Genomic DNA, 15,823 nt, shown 5'->3' with positions numbered 1-15,823 from the left:
ATAGCCATATGTGTACTACCACGAATAGAACGATACCTTTTATATATTTTCTTTCGTAATATTAACCCCATATTCCCTATAAAAATCTAAAATTACAGATGCATTCATACCCAAATCTAATAAATTTTCCGGAAAGTAAATTTTAGAATCCGGAACCATAATATCAGATGTTTGTAAAATGTTCTCTGCTTGGACAGCTGCTCCTAAAGCAGTAAGATGTGTCTGTCCTAACGGATCTGATATGTTCACACATCGCCTATGCAATACACCATTAGCATCATAACCTTTAAGATGAATAACTATGTTATGTGCACTTCCACTTCCGGGTTTATAAAGAATATTTTTTCGTAAGTCATTAAATTTTTCTCCACTAATCAGTTTCCAAATTCCTGTATTCACCAGAGAAACCAGTCCATATGTAGATATTTTACTATCAAAAGCAATCCGAAAGTTAGCCGAAACAGCATGAATTGATTCTGGCAGGGTTACGTGATCAGGAGTATCCAAACGATAACATTTGGTTATATAACCGTTGGGAAAGCGGACTTTGATCGGATCAGTCATTGGATAAGCCTGTCGCATTCCCTCTCGAGCTTTGACTTCAAATGGAATCGTTAACCGGTCCATATATGCTGTTGAATTTGGTCCTGCTTTGTCTTGAAGAGAATATAGTGCGTTGATATCAACCGTAACCTCTTGAATATCTTTTGAATACATTTTAGCAAAAAGGGCTGCTGTCCCTCCCATCCACCCTGAAGCTAATACAACAGGGGATTGGACCTCAACATTTTTTAATCGATCAATAGAACTCTTAAAACGTTCAGTCCAACGAGTAATGTCAACCAATGGAATTTTTTTTTGAACTGCAGATAGAAGTAGTCTATCTTGCGGGTCATTAACCGCATTAACAACTAATGTGAAATTATCATCCAAATTTCTTAACGGATCATCTGTTGTGTTGTCTACAGTGACTATTTTTACTCTATCTGATTCAAAAGGTAACGCTTTCCCTAAAGTTCTTCCTCCTAATCTAATTTCCAAATCAGGATGTCGATCATGTAAAATTTGAGCAATTTGACTACCAACAACACCATACCCACCAACAATTAATACTGTTTTCTTATTCATCTGAAACCTCCATTTTAATTAGTGTGAAATCATAAGTTTAAATGATTAAAAACTTAAACCTTTTAACATAATGTCGCTAAAAAAAGGGACAAAGGGTGCCCCTAAACTATAAATGAGTACCTAATTCTTACATTCATCTTCAACTAAAGAAACAAGTTCTTTTAAAAGATTTATTGTTTCATTAAATTCAAGACAATAATACATTTCAGTGCCTTTTTTCTGAACTCGAAGTAACCCTGATTGTTTCAATATTTTCAAATGATGAGATACAGTAGGTCTTGACATGGGAATATGCTCCGCAATTTGCGTCACATTCAAGCTATCTTTATCAATTAAAAGCGATACAATTTGCTGACGAGTTGGATCTCCCAACCCTTGGAAACATGGTCTTAAATTTTCTAAAATATGCATTACTTTATCATTACAGTTCATTTCGCTAACATTACCTTCCGTTTAAGAATTTAATCATTTAAACGTATTATAAATTACATTGCTATCTAATGCAATAAAGAAGTAGCACCAACTTTAATTATAAATATTGAAAGTTTCATAAACAGCCATTTTCAATTTTCCAGATTTGTAAGAATGTCAGTTCTTTTTTCTGTAACAATTGTCAAATTCATTCTAGCTATAACCAGGACAAACCCACGAAATTTACTAAGCTTATATCGGATTGTATCAAGAACTTTCAACTCAAGTAATTCTGCTTCGCCTGTTTATCCTCCTACAGAAAAATGGCGAAAGTTCCACTGTTATGAGAAAAAGAAAGTCTTTAATATTTTAGATGTTGTCTATAATTGTACTCTGTGTCACAAGAAAACAGCATAGCAATAAATAAAATGCCTTAACTTCTCATAAATGACTGTTGTAGTGATATAAAATTTTCGTTATGGGGGTAATTTAAAATATTAACTTAATAGCTATGGGGTACCGCCACACATCCATCAACTTAAAAATTCAAAAATAGGGACTTTGATTTGTCTTGCAATCCCATCCAATGATACTTAGCCTTTTATGAAGGTCATGTTCCTCAGACCGTAGATTTGTCATTGTCTGTCTCAACAATTCGGGTCTGGATCCCTAGAGAATATATGTATGCTAGTTGTGCTCAAGAAAAAATATAGTTTGTCTTCCTACTTTATAAATCCCTTAACATTTCCTGTAACTTTCCTCCGTGTTTTTCAGCAATTCGAAGTCTTCCGCACTTTGAATATCCTCATCAATGTCCATAATTATGAGGAGTCTAAAAATTTGAAGAAAACAACAAAAATAGTGTAAAAAAGCTACATACTATTTTTGTTGTTTTCTTTTTTAATCAGTATAAATTTGTTAATTATTACAAGCGTTTAATTTATTACACTTTTTGCGTGCTTTAATTTCCGCCGGCTGGGCACCAAGCCAATAAGTTGGAAAAGCTGTCCCTTCAGTAACACCCCCATCACGATGCATGTAATAACGCTCATCATGGTTAGCTTTAAAGTTTCCTTCAAGTGCAAGTTCCACCCACTCTGCACCAAAACGAAAAATTTCTGCAGCTACTCCACCAAGCGGGTGAAATTCATTCTCATAGACGCGTATCTCCTTTGGTGCTTCTACAAACTCATAAAGACTTAATGCTTCTTCCAAACGGGTAAGTTCATCAAATTCTCCTATTCCCATGAAGACTGGACAAGTAATCTTTGGCGCCAATTTCCACAGGTTCATCTGGCTACTCAACTCGTTTTCAAAAGCAACTTCATCAGTGTAACCAGACATGTACATAAAATTGGCTTTGAAACTCGGCTGAGCTCTGTTAAAGATGGTATCAAATTCACCATATACACCTTCAAAAGTGGCTATAGCGTTTATACGATTATCACTCGCAGCAGCTCGCATCCCCCAATACCCACTCATACTGATACCAAAAAATCCAATCCGTTTTGGATCAACCTCAGGCCGTTTTAATAGAAAATCGATATAACAACTAACGGCGCGTTCGTAATTAGTCAAATCGACTTTTAGACCTTCAGATACAGATTCACCTTGACCCGGTCCTTCAATTGATAGAGCTATGATACCACGAGACGTATAATAACGTTGCGCAATCTGTATATAGTCTTCCTTAATCATATCCATACCTGGACCTAATATTACTGCTGGTGCATTCTGAACTTCACCTGAGGGCAAATGAAGTAGTGCATATATCTGTTTGCCTTCAAATTCTAGTACTATACGTTGTACTGTTCCTCCTCCAAGTGATGAAATAGCTGCCACACATTCGTTACAACGTTCTCGAAATGCCAATTTTCGTGGATCATCATTAAAATATGAATATTGTGCACGTCCCCACATAACAGCAGCTCGCTGATATAGATCACGAGCAGTAACAGTGAATCCCTTTTGTTCATAATGTTTTGCACGTTCTTGAGCCTGAGAAGCAACCGTCGCCCATGCTTTTGGTATCATTGCTCCACTCTTTACTTGAGAAAAAACTTTATCAAAATCAGTGTGGTCATGTCCTAACTGTTCCATAGTTGCCTTTGCTTCAGGATGCAAAGCATCAAACCCACCAAGTGCAAGGGCTATATCTAAAGCCCATCCTTGAGATTGTGAACGTTGAGTCATAATAATGAAGTATAATATGTACTTTTGTCAAGACTACAAACCAAGTCGTCTTATTATTTTATTGATGATTTAAGGTGAGCATATATAATATTGCTTGGAAAATGAATAGCCAGTCTCTACTTAATTTGACTCTACTCTTTTTCATATGTTAATGTTAACACCATATAATTAAGTACTTAGTTAACGGGAAAATGGTGATGTTATGAAAAATTCTTCAAATAAGTTAACTGCGATAGACGAACTTAGTCAAGCTATATATAGTCTGACTGCAGCCGATGGACGTTTAAGAGGGCGAGCTACTCGTACATTAGGGGCAGTTTCAATGGTCCATGCTCGAACCCTTAAAGTATTAGCTGAAGAAGGCGAATTGTCAGTCAAAGAATTAGCTGATCGAGCAGAAACTACCGCCGCTGGTATTACTCAATTAATCAATGGATTACAACAGGCTGGTTACGTTGAGCGTGTTCGTTCAAATAACGACCGGAGAGTTGTCAATGTCCAACTTACGCCTAGTGGTTTAAACTGTCACTTAGAAAGAGAGAAAAAACTAAAACATATTCTTAATGCGAACCTTTCAGATTTTGATCCAGAGCAAATCGAGAAATCCTCTGAAATAATTAGGTGTCTAGTTCATGTCCTTGACCAACTATAATAGTATTCTAAAGCTTTCTTGAGTTTTTAGAACTAACACATCGCTATTATGCTAAAAGAACTAGTTACCCCAAAATAATAAAACCGCATCTCCAATTATTAGATAAATATCTAATCCATTGGAAATGCGGTTCACTTAGGTCATTGATGTTTCAGCTATTCTCTTTATTTGAAAATTACATCTACCATACTAATTTAATATTATATTCCTGAAGCCAACTATTAACTTGAAGTAAATAATCTATTATACCTCGTGCATCATTACCTGAAATTACTTCGTCTTTTCCTTCTGCAATAGCACGAACTCTTTCTACATTAATCAATGGCAAAATAGGTGATTCAGGATTGTTCAACACATGTAACATCCAATCACTAATACCTTGTACATAAGAGGCATCCTTTGTGCTTGGATATGCACTTTTTTTGCGATAACGCACATCTTCTGGAAGTACATTTTCAAAAGCTCGACGTAAAATACCTTTTTCAATATTGTCTATGCTTTTCATTTCGAATGGGACATTCCATAAGTATTCTACAAGCCGGTAATCGCAAAATGGAACTCGTACTTCAAAGCCATTCATCATACTTGTGCGATCTTTTCGTTCTAGCATAAATGGCAAGAAACGTGTAATAAACATGTAAGACATTTGACGTTGCTTCATTTGCAGATCACTTTCACCTTCTAAAAAAGGAACCTCAGCAACCGCATCTTCAAATTTTTGTTTTTGATATTTTTCAGGGCTAATCTTCGCTTTAAAATCCTCTGATAGAATTTCTGTGCTATACCATAAATTAACACTCCAAGGGAATATCTCTGCATCTAGAAACTTCTCTTGATGGAACCATGGATATCCTGAGAATACTTCATCTGCGGATTCGCCTGAAAGTGCAACTGTTGCGTCTTTTTTCATTTCCTTAAATAGCAAATAAAGAGACGTTTCCAGTTCTCCAACTCCAGGTAGATCACGCGCTCGCATTGGAGTTAATAAATACTCTATTAAACTATCTGATCCTAACTCTATAGAATGATGCTTTGTTCCTACATATTCAGCCACACGTTTCACCCAAGGTTCATCACGATCAAAACGAAGGAAGTCTTGCTCAAAGTCTTTTTCATCATTGATGAAATTCAGGGAATATGTATGAAGGCGTTCCCCTTTATTCCCAAATTCATTTCCTGCTAAACCTGTTAAACCACTGGAATCTAAACCTCCGGAAAGCATAGATACCACTGGTTTATCAGCAATTAACTGCCGTTTAACCGTATCTTGTAAAATGGAGCGGATTGTCTCGACTGTTGTATCAATATCATCTACATGTTTTTTACTTTCAAGTTTCCAATACTGTGTCGTAGTCGAGCCATTAGAGGTAAACGTCATATAATGGCCAGCACGCACTTCATGTATATCCTTGAAAATAGCATGACCAGGAGTACGTGTTGGTCCAAGGCAGAATATTTCAGAAAGTCCTTCTTTATCTACCTCTGCATCTACAAATGGATGCGAAAGTAAAACTTTTAATTCTGAACCAAAAAGAACTGCACTTCCCCTTTGAGCAAAAAATAAAGGTTTCACACCTAGATGATCACGACCAAGCATCAATTTCCCAAATCTTTCATCCCAAATACCAAAAGCAAAAATCCCATTTAAGTGTTGAACACAATCTTCTTGCCATTCTAAGTAAGCGTGTAGTAATACCTCTGTATCCGACTTGGTCTGAAATTCATGACCTTTCTCCTCAAGTTCTTTACGTAATTCTTGATAGTTATAAATTTCTCCATTGAACGTAAGGCCAATCGTATTATTTCCATCTTTATACAGCATAGGTTGAAGGCCACCTTCAGGATCAATGACGATGAGACGTCGATGACCTAATGCCGCTCGTTTTGAAAACCAATGCCCCTCTGCGTCAGGTCCTCGGTGAATGATAGCATCTGTCATTTTTTTTAACGTTTCTTGTTCATTAGACAGGTCTTTAGACCAGTCTATCCACCCTGCAATTCCACACATAGTGTCTACCTTCTCTCAAATAGTATAGAAACCGACTAAAATCAAATATCAGTCGGTTTTTCGTAAAAAAATCCGACTAAAATCATCTTTTAGTCATGTTTATATAATAAAATGAATTGAATAAAAAATCAAATAATTCACTCAAGAAAGAAATCACCGTCCCCTTTCACTTGAATTCTCATCGTCCGATTAAAAAATTATTACCTTAAACTTTCATTTTCATCCTAAGTGATACAGTTGCATTCTATTATAGTTATATACTAGAAATAAGAATGGTGTATGTTATTCTATAAGAAGCAAATAGAGGACTTTCTATTAGGATTTACAAAATTAGAAATGAACTAATACAGAATGTAAAGACAGAAAACTTCGCTAAATATTTCAAGGATAGGGTGTAGACAATGATCAAATTAGAAAAAGAAAATAAAAAAATGAAAATCATTCAATCTGCCACAATACTGTTCTCTACGCGTGGTGTCCGTAACACAACGGTTGATGAAATTGCAAAGACAGCTAAAGTTGGTAAAGGTACTATTTATTATTACTATACAGATAAAACTGAAATATTATGTGACTGCTATATGCGTCATATTCAGCTTAAACGCTCACAATTATTTAATTTATATAAAGAAGAAAAAGATGTTTTACTTCGAATACAAAAAATTCTTCATTATATCAGCCTAGAATATCATCAAGATCCATTTGTTTCTACACTCTTTCAAGAATATAAAGAGTACCATTCACCTGAAATTACAACTTGTTTTAAACAATCTGAAGAAGAAGCAATTAACATGATAAGTAATTTACTTGAAAAAGGTTATCAGCAAGGAGCTTTGCATAAGGTCCCATTACCGCTTACAGCTTTTATGTTAGTACGAATGATTTTTAACTACGAACAGGATTATATAAAAGATGATAAAAGTGATACAGAATTTCTGCAGTTGCTAAAACATATGCTTCTTAAAAACTAGTTTTAACCACATACAAAAAATAAGTGCGGTGCAATTATATGAAGAAGAACGTGAATAATGGCGGTTTTTTATGAGTTCTTTTCACTCTAGACAAACATACGAAATATCCAACGCTTATGTAGAAATGAATGAAAAAATCATATAAATTTTTCTAAAATTAGAAAGCCTATACTTAAATCTACAATAAAATAGCCCAGTAAAAAGAGCGTGTTTCATCTATCTAAACACGCTCTTACAAATATTTAAACCCTATATGATTTGCTTATTCCATTCTGATTTTCTTTTAACTAATACATCTCTTTATATACGATTATCATGCCAGAAGTTTATTGGAAAATGAATATTCTCATCATAAGCTTCAAATTCATACCCTTTTTCTTTTAATCCTTTTATTATTGCTGGAACTGCTGCGACAGATTGTGGATGAATATCGTGCATTAAAACAATTTCCTTTGAAGACGTCGCACCTGCTAAGACATTTTGAACAATTTTTGCGGCCGCTACATCCACAGGTAATTTATTGTATTTCCAATCTAAAGAATCAATTGTCCAATCCCATACTTTCAAATCATTTCCGACCACTTCATTTCGAAGTGATTCATTTAAGCCAGGCATTGATCCATATGGTGGACGTGTTAATTTCGGTGTGTTTCCAATAACATTTCTAATTAAAGATTGATCTTCTTTCATTTCCTTAACATATTCCTGATTGGTGTACAGCTTTTTAAAATCATGTGTCATACTATGCATGCCCACATAATGGTTTTCTACATGCTCTCGTTTCACTAAATCTGGGAACCTTTTCACGTTATCGCCAATTAAAAAGAATGTTGCTTTCACATCATTTTTCTTTAATACATCTAATAGATTAGCTGTATATTTTCCTGGTCCATCATCAAAAGTTAAATATACAACTTTTCTTTCTTTACCATCAAAACGATTAGGTATCGATTTTTTCAATTCATTTTTAGGTAGACTGCTCACTTGTTGAACACTATTTGCCTCTTCCGCATTTACCAGCTTAGGATTCGTAATAGATTGAAACATGTAATACCCTATTGCTACTAATGTAATAGCCAACAATACACTTATAATTCTTTTTTTCTTAAGCTTAATTTTCATATTATAATCTTCTTTCTATCAAATCATTCCACTTTATGTCGTTTAGTTTTACTATCCTATTTGTTTATTAAGTTTTTTAACTTAACCAATCTCAATTTTGGACTAATCATTTTAATAATCTATATAGGTGAAAATTAGTGCCCTGCACTAGCGTTCATGGCATTTCCTATAATAGTTAGAACTACTGGAAATAATACTGGTCCTAAGGTAAGGACAATGTTTAAAAGTATAATAAAACTATATAGTAATCTGTAATTTTTACTATTACGGTTTTCGAATACTAGGATGACTAATGTTATTATAGTAATTAAATGTAATAATAAAATTATCAACCAATAATACATCATTATAGTAAGATTCCACTTTCCTAATAGTTGGTATGTTACCCCTATTATTATCCCTAATATAGTAGCATTAAAGGAAATAAACAAAGTTCTTTTTAGTATTTTAGGAAATGTTTTGTGATCCACAGTTTTATTATATAAACCGATTAAAATGCCCAAAGATAGATATGCCAGTAATAACCCTACCCAATTCCAGATCCAATCTTGATCCCCCATTAAATTAAACAAAAGCGAAAGGATCCCTCCTACTGCAAGAATCGAGGAGATCATAATACTATTTAAAGCTGATTTCATACTATTTTCACTTCCTTAAAAATTTTACAATACAGCATTGAAGTCTACTCTTAAGTTGTCCTTTACTTATTAGAATCCTTTTCATTAAAAATCTTGTATGGAAATCCCATCATATAATACGGTCATCATACCTATTAGCATATACGGAAAATGGTAGGCCCAGCAAAAATTACATGTCCATGATCCCGTACAATAATTTTTAAACCGAACGAAACACCACCAAATCCTACTCCACACGGTAGATATACAAATAGAGGATGCGATTCATCAACTTTTATTTGTATATCAATTATTCAGACGAGTAGCAGCTACTGCATAACCTTAAAATAAATGCTTTGATTTTTCATCGTCAATCAAATAGCACATTTGATTCTTATTAACTTGTATTCTTCCTTCTTCTACTGCTTTACTATAGCCCGCTGTATATTCAAAAATAGTAGCCCCTTTGTTTCTAAGTAAATCTTTTTCCCACTTTTTCGCAGCTGCTGCCATATGTACATATGATGTTTTAAACTTAATCATAATTTATTATAATTAAGTATATATTAACAATATATTAAGTATAAGTAAATAAAATTAATAATTATTTAATTTTATTTACTTATTTAAAGGGGATTACATATATGAACGATATTAATGTTGGTCACAGAATTAGGGCATTTAGAAAAGGTGCCGGATTAACCAGTAAGCGTTTAGCAGAGTTAGCTGATATAACACCTTCCATGTTAAGTCAGATTGAAAAAGGAATCACAAATCCTTCATTACAAACACTAAAATTAATTTCTGTAGCATTAAATATTCCATTGTTTAATTTTTTCTTAGAGGATACCAATACAGAAGAATTAGTTGTACGAGCTAACCAAAGGAAAAAAATAATTTTTCCTGAAAGCGGCAATGTTTCGTATGAGCTATTATCTCCTAATTTAGATGGAGCACTAGAATTGGCTTTAATGAATCTGTTACCTCAAACTGCTTCATCTATGGAGCCTGTGGCACATAAAGGGGAAGAAATAGCATTTATTATGGAAGGACAAGTGAAACTATATCTAAATGATGCGGTTTTACTTCTCAATACAGGTGATAGTGTTAAAATCCCACCTTATGCAAAGCATAAGTGGGAAAACACTTCTTTAAACAAAGTCACTGTTATATTTGGAGTAACTCCACCATCTTTTTAATTTCAAATACTAGCGAAGAAAAGTTAGAGAAAATAATTCTCTAACTTTTCTTGTATACATAACTTTATTTTAAGAAAGTAAAAAACTTGTCTCTCAATTATATGAGATTAAAACTAGTGAAATAGATCTTTTTAATTACATACTTAATTTACTTTTTAATGTCCAGTATTTTTCTCCATTCGCTTCAAAAGAGAATTCTACCCATCCATTTGGATCTTCACGATAAATAAAGATGGTTGTTCCAGGAGTTACTGTACCAACTTTATTCTCCTCGACAGCTACATCTGGTCTACTTTTAATTTTTAAATTAAATGGATAAGGTACCTGATAGTAAGTAGCTGATGATACAACATTTGAGCTTGAATCGTCTGCATACATTTTATATGGAATTTCATTAGATAACGCGTCGACATCTAATGTTTCAGGATTCTTTGGTAATTTTTTTGCATATGTATAGTCTTCTACACGAAACGGTTTAATACGTTCCATAATGCCTGCAATTTTCTTAGCCCAGCCTTTATCTGATGCATATTTCACGTTCATGCCAGTTAATGTTGGCCCGTTATAATACATACCGCTTTCTTCCAAATATCTTTCTCGTACATAATTAGCATTATAAGCAATGCTATCGCCGTAGCTTGGTAAATATTTCGCATATTTAAACGGATCTCCATCATATGCACGTAGACCGAATAGATTATGTTTTTGATATGCGATTTCTGATTTTCCGTATCCAGATTCTAAAATCGCATGCGCTGCTAAATAATGAGCACTCACACCATATTGATTTTGCGCATTGATAAAATCTTGCCCATGGCCAACTAAAGGACTATCCGAATGATATTTCGCAATAAAACTATCAATCTCTTGAGCTGTAATTTTCGAAGCCACTGTTAAATTTAAATCTTCATATGAGGTAGCAGTAATAATCTCTTTTTCATCGTTTAAATTTTGTTGTAACATATCTGTTTTTGCAGTAAGTTGAGCAGCTTCAGCACGTGTTATAAATCTATTTGGTTGCCAACCGTTCTCGGTACCATTAGAGATTTTTAAATCTATTAAAATATTGGCGTATTTTTCTCCCCAATGCCCTTTTAAATCTACAAATCTAACCTGCTCGTTATGATTTGCTGTGCTTTGTAGTTTATATGCATTTACTAACATCGTAGCCATAGCAGCGCGAGTTACTTTTCCAGATGGATTGAAGATTCCATTACCTTCACCCTTAACAATACCAGCTCTTTCAGCAGCAGCAATATAAGGAGTAGCCCAGTGATTTTGTGAATCAGTAAAAGATGGTTTTGCATTAGGATCAATTTGTATCCCTAAAACTTTTGTCATAATTTTTGTAGCCGAAGCTCTGTCCAATGAGTCATTTGAACCAAAAGTTCCATCTGGATAACCATTCAATACCTGTTTATCAACTAAATAATTAACAGATTTATCGGCCCATACAGGAACATCAGGGAATGTATGAGTATCTGCTAAAATATTAGAAGAATAGGATAATATAGATCCTGCAAGGATACCTGTTGCAATTAATTTGTGCTTCATTAAAATAAACACCTCTACCATTGTATTTATCAAATTGGGATTTTCTATTTTTATATTTACATGTTTGTAATAATAATAAAATCGTATTATCACACATTCAATTTGATGTAACGAGTATAGTTACTTATATACACAAGTGTCAATGAGTGCCTTTTGCAAAAATGTATAATATTTACATTATTTTAAATTTACATGATCTTATAATTGACTTAGGTATAAATTTTGTAAAGGACTTTTTGATAGATTACTTATTAGCTTACCTGAAGAAATCTCTTTAGTTGTTAATTTGCCAACCTTCCTTGTTTACTATTAATTAATCAATTAAAAAAAGAATTTTTTTGTTTAAGAGCTACTTTAAAATCTTAAGTTGATGGATGTGTGAACGTACCGCTACTAAAATTCTTGCTTTTAAATCATTATTAATGTATTATATTTACGTAGAAATATAATGATTATAGTATATAAAAAGGAATCAAATCTATAAGTAAGATTTAAATCCTTTTCCAAGTCAAAAAGACTTTGCCAAAATCTAATATAATTTATGCTTGTCTTTTTAATATGTATCTAGTAAAAACATATTTTTTATCAATGGAATTCTGTTTTCAATATAAATTGAAACTTTTAAATAGATGTTTATTTAGTTTCAATAATAGAAATTAGTGTTCTAAATAAGGAATTATACAAAGTGATCTGAAAAACCTGAGAGATATTGTATGTAGTTTGCTCATCTCCAGGTACTACAATAAAAGAGCCTTACCTCTCTAGGCAAGACTCTACTAGTTTAGTTGTATAATATTTACATGATAACTAAGAAACAGAAAACATATAACACCAAATAACAGCCCCCTATTACTCCTCCTACAGCTAATACCTGTTTAACCCAACTCTTAAATTTTTGATTACTGTAAATCGCTTGCACTCTTTCCATATTTCCTCCTATTAAGGAGAACTCTTAAAGACTCTCACCTCGCTATAGTACCATTAAAAAATGAATAATAGAGATCCAATGTATAAATATGCAATATTGCATACGAAAATGTATTGTTATTATTATAAGCGGTTACTATGATGAGGTTATAAAGATTTATCACATCTTAATACGAAAAAGAGGAGAGAATAATATGGAAATCGCAATGGCAGTTTTAAAATTTATAGGTGGAGCAATCCCATTAATTCAAGAACTTCTAAAAGCATTTATGTAAATTTACTATTTAGCAATTATTTATAAAAATTATTATACAAATAATCTGTATATCAAAAATAAATTGGCTTACATATCATTTGCGTGATCAAGGTCCCTTTAACATGACTAAGGGGAATTTTTGAAATTTTCAAATAATTAACGTTACGTCACATCACCATCAAGTTAGCAAAATAAAATGAAACTTTAACTTGATGGTGATGGGAGTAACAGTTGTGATTTAGAGATAAGATCAGATTATACAAAGTTTTGCACGTCAGCGATACCGGAAATAAAGTTCGCCTTTAGTAGCAAGGATCCCCATTAAAGATAGCCAACTTGCCTATTTAAGAATAGGAGTGTCAATTTAAATGATGCGTTCCTAGGCACTACTCTTCTTCTAAAATAGCGTAATAATATTCATCCCACCATTCATTCCCATGTGGTATACACTTCCTGAAATAGCCTTCTCTTCTCATTCCAATCTTCTCCATTACTCGATATGATGGGGTATTTTGTGGCTGACATGTAGCTATAATCCTATGTAATTTCATTTCCTTAAAGCCATATTTCAAAGTAGCTTTTGCTGCTTCAGAAGCATATCCTTTATTGAAATATTTAGGATTGAACACCCAACCAATCTCATATGTATGCTCACCAAAATATTTATGAAAGACTATATGGCCAATCAGAATATCTTTATCAATTAATACTACAGGAAAGTTTTTAGCGTTTTCACCAATGTTTTCATTCACAAAGTTTCTTGTATTTTCTTCAGTAAAGACCCCTTCAGGTATGTATTTCATAACATTGATATCTGATGTATACTCATGAACAGCTTGCCAATCTTTGAACTCAAATTTTCGTATTAATAATCTTTCTGTTTTTATAAACATTTACTTTTCCCCCTCAAAAAATTGCAACTATATTTAAACTCCACTTTCAAGGTGAAAATACGGGCCAAACAAACTATCTTACAGCTTGAATTTAGAAACTTTAGGGGTAATGTTTTGACAAATATATTATATAACAAATATTAACATCTACGGGATTTGTTTTTGAAAATTATGCGAACTAAGAAAGAAAGTAGTTTTTTCTTAGATATTATTGTTAATAACTGATGGTATCATTATATTTCATTCTGCAACTTATTTAGAAAAGCTATGTACATTTTGAAGAAGTTCTTCAATAAGTTTTGTTTTTTCATTTACCTTTGTGGCATATGTGAAATCACCATAACAATATGGATACCTAAAATTATTTTTATTTTCACCACAAGTATACATGGCTGGATTTTGATCAACTTTCATCTTAGAAAATTTTTTGGCCGAATCCTCCGAGTGTTGTTTAACTTCTTGACTAGCAATAAAATCAATATACCCTGGCCCCATATTATAACTTTGAATAATTGTATCTATGCTAACATCTTTGTCCGTTCCATATTTGTACATTTTAGCAAAGTGCTTTACCCCTTGTTTAATGCTCAAGCTTGTCTCTTGAATTTCATTTGGCTTTAATCCAAGTGATTCGGATGACTGCATAGGGTCGTTTCCCTCACCTCTACTCTCTTGATACATAATTCCTAATAAAATTGGTGTTTTCTCTCCTAAATTATATTTTTCTAATTCTTTTTTTAGGGTAGACTCATATTGCAATACACGTTTTTCGGTGGCTTGCGCTTTATTTTGTTGAATATTGGTTTTATGATTAAAATATAGCATTCCAAGTATTGTTCCTAAGCCTAAAATACTAATAAGGAACGCTTTTATAATTTGATTTTTACTTGTATCCTTCATATATTCCTCCTCGTATAAGAAATTCAATTTTTCAAAGGTAATTGGTTATATACAAACTATGTAATGAACACCTATCTCCCGCCCTTTTTAGACTCATACATCAATACTTTAAGGTTTCAAGTTTAATATAAAAATTTAAAGATAAGGTAAAGATAAGATAAAGATAAGATAAAATAAAATAAAATAAAAGGTATTTTTAGCGTACTTTAAAAGATATTGCTACAAACGGATATATGGCACAACTTGTTGATATGAATGGATTTAGTGATAATTGAAAGGTTATTGTACAAGTTATTAATTATGGAGATATTATTCCAGAAGATTTAACCTATCTTTTCAATATGCTTTATATAAAAACTACAACATAACATATAATAAAAAATGGCGGACCCTCAACCTAGAAGAATCCACCATCACAAATAAATGATTATTTCACACCTAGTTTTTCTTTTGCTTTCTTCGGGAGCTCGTCTTCCTGCACTTCCTCCCAAGCTGTTACACCTTTTTATCTGAATAATATACACGTAGGAATGCTTCTTTACGAAGATTCTTTTGTGCAATAAATTCTAACTCTTTTTCTTTACCTTCCTTATCAAAACCCGATAATGTATATTCATACTCCTTTCGCGTCACTTTACCATCCATAGATTTTGAAACCCCTCCTTTTCCATCCATGGCAATTTAAACGTAATATTCACCTTTACCAATACAATTGATATCACACCCAACTAAAACACTTGCAAATACAACTTCCTTATTTTTTACGTACCTGTGTATTTTTATCTTTTTACTCACTTTTATTTTTCTTTCTTAACTAACTTATTTAAGATAATCTCATATAAATTAATTAACGAATTAATGCTATTTGCGACATAAAAAAAGAGAGGCGTCTGCCCCCTAATGATTAGGCCTACGCTACCTTCTTTCTTCACCTTCCCATAGAATTTGTTAACATTATCATCCTTCTCCTAACTAAGATCTTTTACTTTTAC

At 32.9% G+C, this 15,823-nt stretch carries 14 protein-coding genes and 2 pseudogenes; 5 read left to right on the top strand and 11 right to left on the bottom strand.

All coding sequences use genetic code 11. The annotated features are described in order from the left end of the window. Nucleotides 1–39 precede the first annotated feature (39 nt). Nucleotides 40–1,128: a saccharopine dehydrogenase family protein gene (locus ATL10_RS06560; RefSeq protein WP_098235915.1), complete on the bottom strand. Its 1,089-nt coding sequence runs from the start codon at nt 1,126–1,128 to the stop codon at nt 40–42. A 120-nt stretch (nt 1,129–1,248) separates the two neighbouring features. After that, complete coding sequence (locus tag ATL10_RS06555) at nt 1,249–1,560, bottom strand: ArsR/SmtB family transcription factor (RefSeq protein ID WP_000995770.1); 312 nt, start codon at nt 1,558–1,560, stop codon at nt 1,249–1,251. Between the two features lie 247 nt (nt 1,561–1,807). On the opposite strand from ATL10_RS06555, the pseudogene ATL10_RS32305 reads away from it, so the two are divergent. Then, nucleotides 1,808–1,956, top strand: a pseudogene (locus ATL10_RS32305) (IS4 family transposase); the annotation flags it as partial. Nucleotides 1,957–2,457: 501 nt separating this feature from the next. Here ATL10_RS32305 and ATL10_RS06545 read toward each other — a convergent pair. Next, nucleotides 2,458–3,732, bottom strand: coding sequence for an alpha/beta hydrolase (locus ATL10_RS06545; protein WP_061660955.1), 1,275 nt, complete (start codon nt 3,730–3,732; stop codon nt 2,458–2,460). Nucleotides 3,733–3,934: 202 nt separating this feature from the next. On the opposite strand from ATL10_RS06545, the gene ATL10_RS06540 reads away from it, so the two are divergent. Next, entirely contained in the window at nt 3,935–4,384 is a 450-nt protein-coding gene (locus tag ATL10_RS06540; RefSeq protein ID WP_000798525.1) for a MarR family winged helix-turn-helix transcriptional regulator, read from the top strand. Between the two features lie 181 nt (nt 4,385–4,565). Here the strand turns inward: ATL10_RS06540 and asnB are convergent, their stop codons facing one another. Then, nucleotides 4,566–6,392, bottom strand: a complete 1,827-nt coding sequence (gene asnB, locus ATL10_RS06535; RefSeq protein ID WP_071714852.1) for an asparagine synthase (glutamine-hydrolyzing) — start codon at nt 6,390–6,392, stop codon at nt 4,566–4,568. Between the two features lie 401 nt (nt 6,393–6,793). On the opposite strand from asnB, the gene ATL10_RS06530 reads away from it, so the two are divergent. Continuing rightward, on the top strand, nt 6,794–7,363 hold the full coding sequence (locus tag ATL10_RS06530) for a TetR/AcrR family transcriptional regulator (RefSeq protein WP_000593069.1): 570 nt from the start codon (nt 6,794–6,796) through the stop codon (nt 7,361–7,363). 300 nt (nt 7,364–7,663) lie between these two features. Here the strand turns inward: ATL10_RS06530 and ATL10_RS06525 are convergent, their stop codons facing one another. The 3 genes from ATL10_RS06525 to ATL10_RS06510 form a co-directional block, all read right to left on the bottom strand. Then, nucleotides 7,664–8,485: a peptidoglycan-N-acetylglucosamine deacetylase gene (locus ATL10_RS06525; RefSeq protein ID WP_110496610.1), complete on the bottom strand. Its 822-nt coding sequence runs from the start codon at nt 8,483–8,485 to the stop codon at nt 7,664–7,666. A 134-nt stretch (nt 8,486–8,619) separates the two neighbouring features. Next, nucleotides 8,620–9,123 carry a DUF3902 family protein gene (locus tag ATL10_RS06520; protein ID WP_110496608.1) on the bottom strand — a complete coding sequence of 168 codons (504 nt, stop codon included), beginning with the start codon at nt 9,121–9,123 and terminating at the stop codon, nt 8,620–8,622. 321 nt (nt 9,124–9,444) lie between these two features. Then, nucleotides 9,445–9,615, bottom strand: a complete 171-nt coding sequence (locus tag ATL10_RS06510; protein WP_306802062.1) for a serine dehydratase — start codon at nt 9,613–9,615, stop codon at nt 9,445–9,447. A 131-nt stretch (nt 9,616–9,746) separates the two neighbouring features. Here ATL10_RS06510 and ATL10_RS06505 point away from each other — a divergent pair, with 131 nt between their 5' ends. Next, nucleotides 9,747–10,301, top strand: a complete 555-nt coding sequence (locus ATL10_RS06505; RefSeq protein ID WP_000997928.1) for a helix-turn-helix domain-containing protein — start codon at nt 9,747–9,749, stop codon at nt 10,299–10,301. 135 nt (nt 10,302–10,436) lie between these two features. On the opposite strand, the gene ATL10_RS06500 is transcribed toward ATL10_RS06505, so the two are convergent. Further along, complete coding sequence (locus ATL10_RS06500; protein ID WP_025118711.1) at nt 10,437–11,855, bottom strand: S-layer homology domain-containing protein; 1,419 nt, start codon at nt 11,853–11,855, stop codon at nt 10,437–10,439. A gap of 1,016 nt (nt 11,856–12,871) precedes the next feature. Here ATL10_RS06500 and ATL10_RS06495 point away from each other — a divergent pair. Further along, a complete protein-coding gene (locus tag ATL10_RS06495; RefSeq protein WP_002094014.1) occupies nt 12,872–13,057 on the top strand; it encodes a hypothetical protein in 186 nt (61 codons plus the stop codon). Nucleotides 13,058–13,424: 367 nt separating this feature from the next. Here ATL10_RS06495 and ATL10_RS06490 read toward each other — a convergent pair whose 3' ends face one another. The 3 genes and pseudogenes from ATL10_RS06490 to ATL10_RS06480 all read right to left on the bottom strand — a co-directional run bounded on the left by ATL10_RS06490 (nt 13,425) and on the right by ATL10_RS06480 (nt 15,506). Beyond that, the gene (locus ATL10_RS06490) at nt 13,425–13,931 is read right to left on the bottom strand and encodes a GNAT family N-acetyltransferase (RefSeq protein ID WP_000470143.1); all 507 of its coding nucleotides are present in this window, start codon (nt 13,929–13,931) and stop codon (nt 13,425–13,427) included. 252 nt (nt 13,932–14,183) lie between these two features. Then, nucleotides 14,184–14,831 (bottom strand): lysozyme family protein, encoded by a 648-nt coding sequence (locus tag ATL10_RS06485; protein WP_000655741.1) that lies wholly within the window; start codon nt 14,829–14,831, stop codon nt 14,184–14,186. A gap of 427 nt (nt 14,832–15,258) precedes the next feature. Continuing rightward, nucleotides 15,259–15,506, bottom strand: a pseudogene (locus ATL10_RS06480) (YxeA family protein). Between the last annotated feature and the right edge of the window lie 317 nt (nt 15,507–15,823).

The sequence above is a fragment of the Bacillus sp. 196mf genome (assembly GCF_003217275.1).
In the GTDB taxonomy this organism is placed as follows: Bacteria; Bacillota; Bacilli; order Bacillales; family Bacillaceae_G; genus Bacillus_A; species Bacillus_A thuringiensis_S.
The sequence above is the reverse complement of the archived record's forward strand: the minus strand, read 5'-3'. Positions and strand labels throughout refer to the sequence as shown.

Excerpts from the sequence above, each read along its gene's own strand:
- ATL10_RS06560 (WP_098235915.1), bottom strand. The coding sequence starts at position 1,128 with ATGAATAAGAAAACAGTATTAATTGTTGGTGGGTATGGTGTTGTTGGT.
- ATL10_RS06555 (WP_000995770.1), bottom strand. The coding sequence starts at position 1,560 with ATGAACTGTAATGATAAAGTAATGCATATTTTAGAAAATTTAAGACCA.
- ATL10_RS06545 (WP_061660955.1), bottom strand. The coding sequence starts at position 3,732 with ATGACTCAACGTTCACAATCTCAAGGATGGGCTTTAGATATAGCCCTT.
- ATL10_RS06540 (WP_000798525.1), top strand. The coding sequence starts at position 3,935 with ATGAAAAATTCTTCAAATAAGTTAACTGCGATAGACGAACTTAGTCAA.
- asnB (WP_071714852.1), bottom strand. The coding sequence starts at position 6,392 with ATGTGTGGAATTGCAGGGTGGATAGACTGGTCTAAAGACCTGTCTAAT.
- ATL10_RS06530 (WP_000593069.1), top strand. The coding sequence starts at position 6,794 with ATGATCAAATTAGAAAAAGAAAATAAAAAAATGAAAATCATTCAATCT.
- ATL10_RS06525 (WP_110496610.1), bottom strand. The coding sequence starts at position 8,485 with ATGAAAATTAAGCTTAAGAAAAAAAGAATTATAAGTGTATTGTTGGCT.
- ATL10_RS06520 (WP_110496608.1), bottom strand. The coding sequence starts at position 9,123 with ATGAAATCAGCTTTAAATAGTATTATGATCTCCTCGATTCTTGCAGTA.
- ATL10_RS06510 (WP_306802062.1), bottom strand. The coding sequence starts at position 9,615 with ATGGCAGCAGCTGCGAAAAAGTGGGAAAAAGATTTACTTAGAAACAAA.
- ATL10_RS06505 (WP_000997928.1), top strand. The coding sequence starts at position 9,747 with ATGAACGATATTAATGTTGGTCACAGAATTAGGGCATTTAGAAAAGGT.
- ATL10_RS06500 (WP_025118711.1), bottom strand. The coding sequence starts at position 11,855 with ATGAAGCACAAATTAATTGCAACAGGTATCCTTGCAGGATCTATATTA.
- ATL10_RS06495 (WP_002094014.1), top strand. The coding sequence starts at position 12,872 with ATGCAATATTGCATACGAAAATGTATTGTTATTATTATAAGCGGTTAC.
- ATL10_RS06490 (WP_000470143.1), bottom strand. The coding sequence starts at position 13,931 with ATGTTTATAAAAACAGAAAGATTATTAATACGAAAATTTGAGTTCAAA.
- ATL10_RS06485 (WP_000655741.1), bottom strand. The coding sequence starts at position 14,831 with ATGAAGGATACAAGTAAAAATCAAATTATAAAAGCGTTCCTTATTAGT.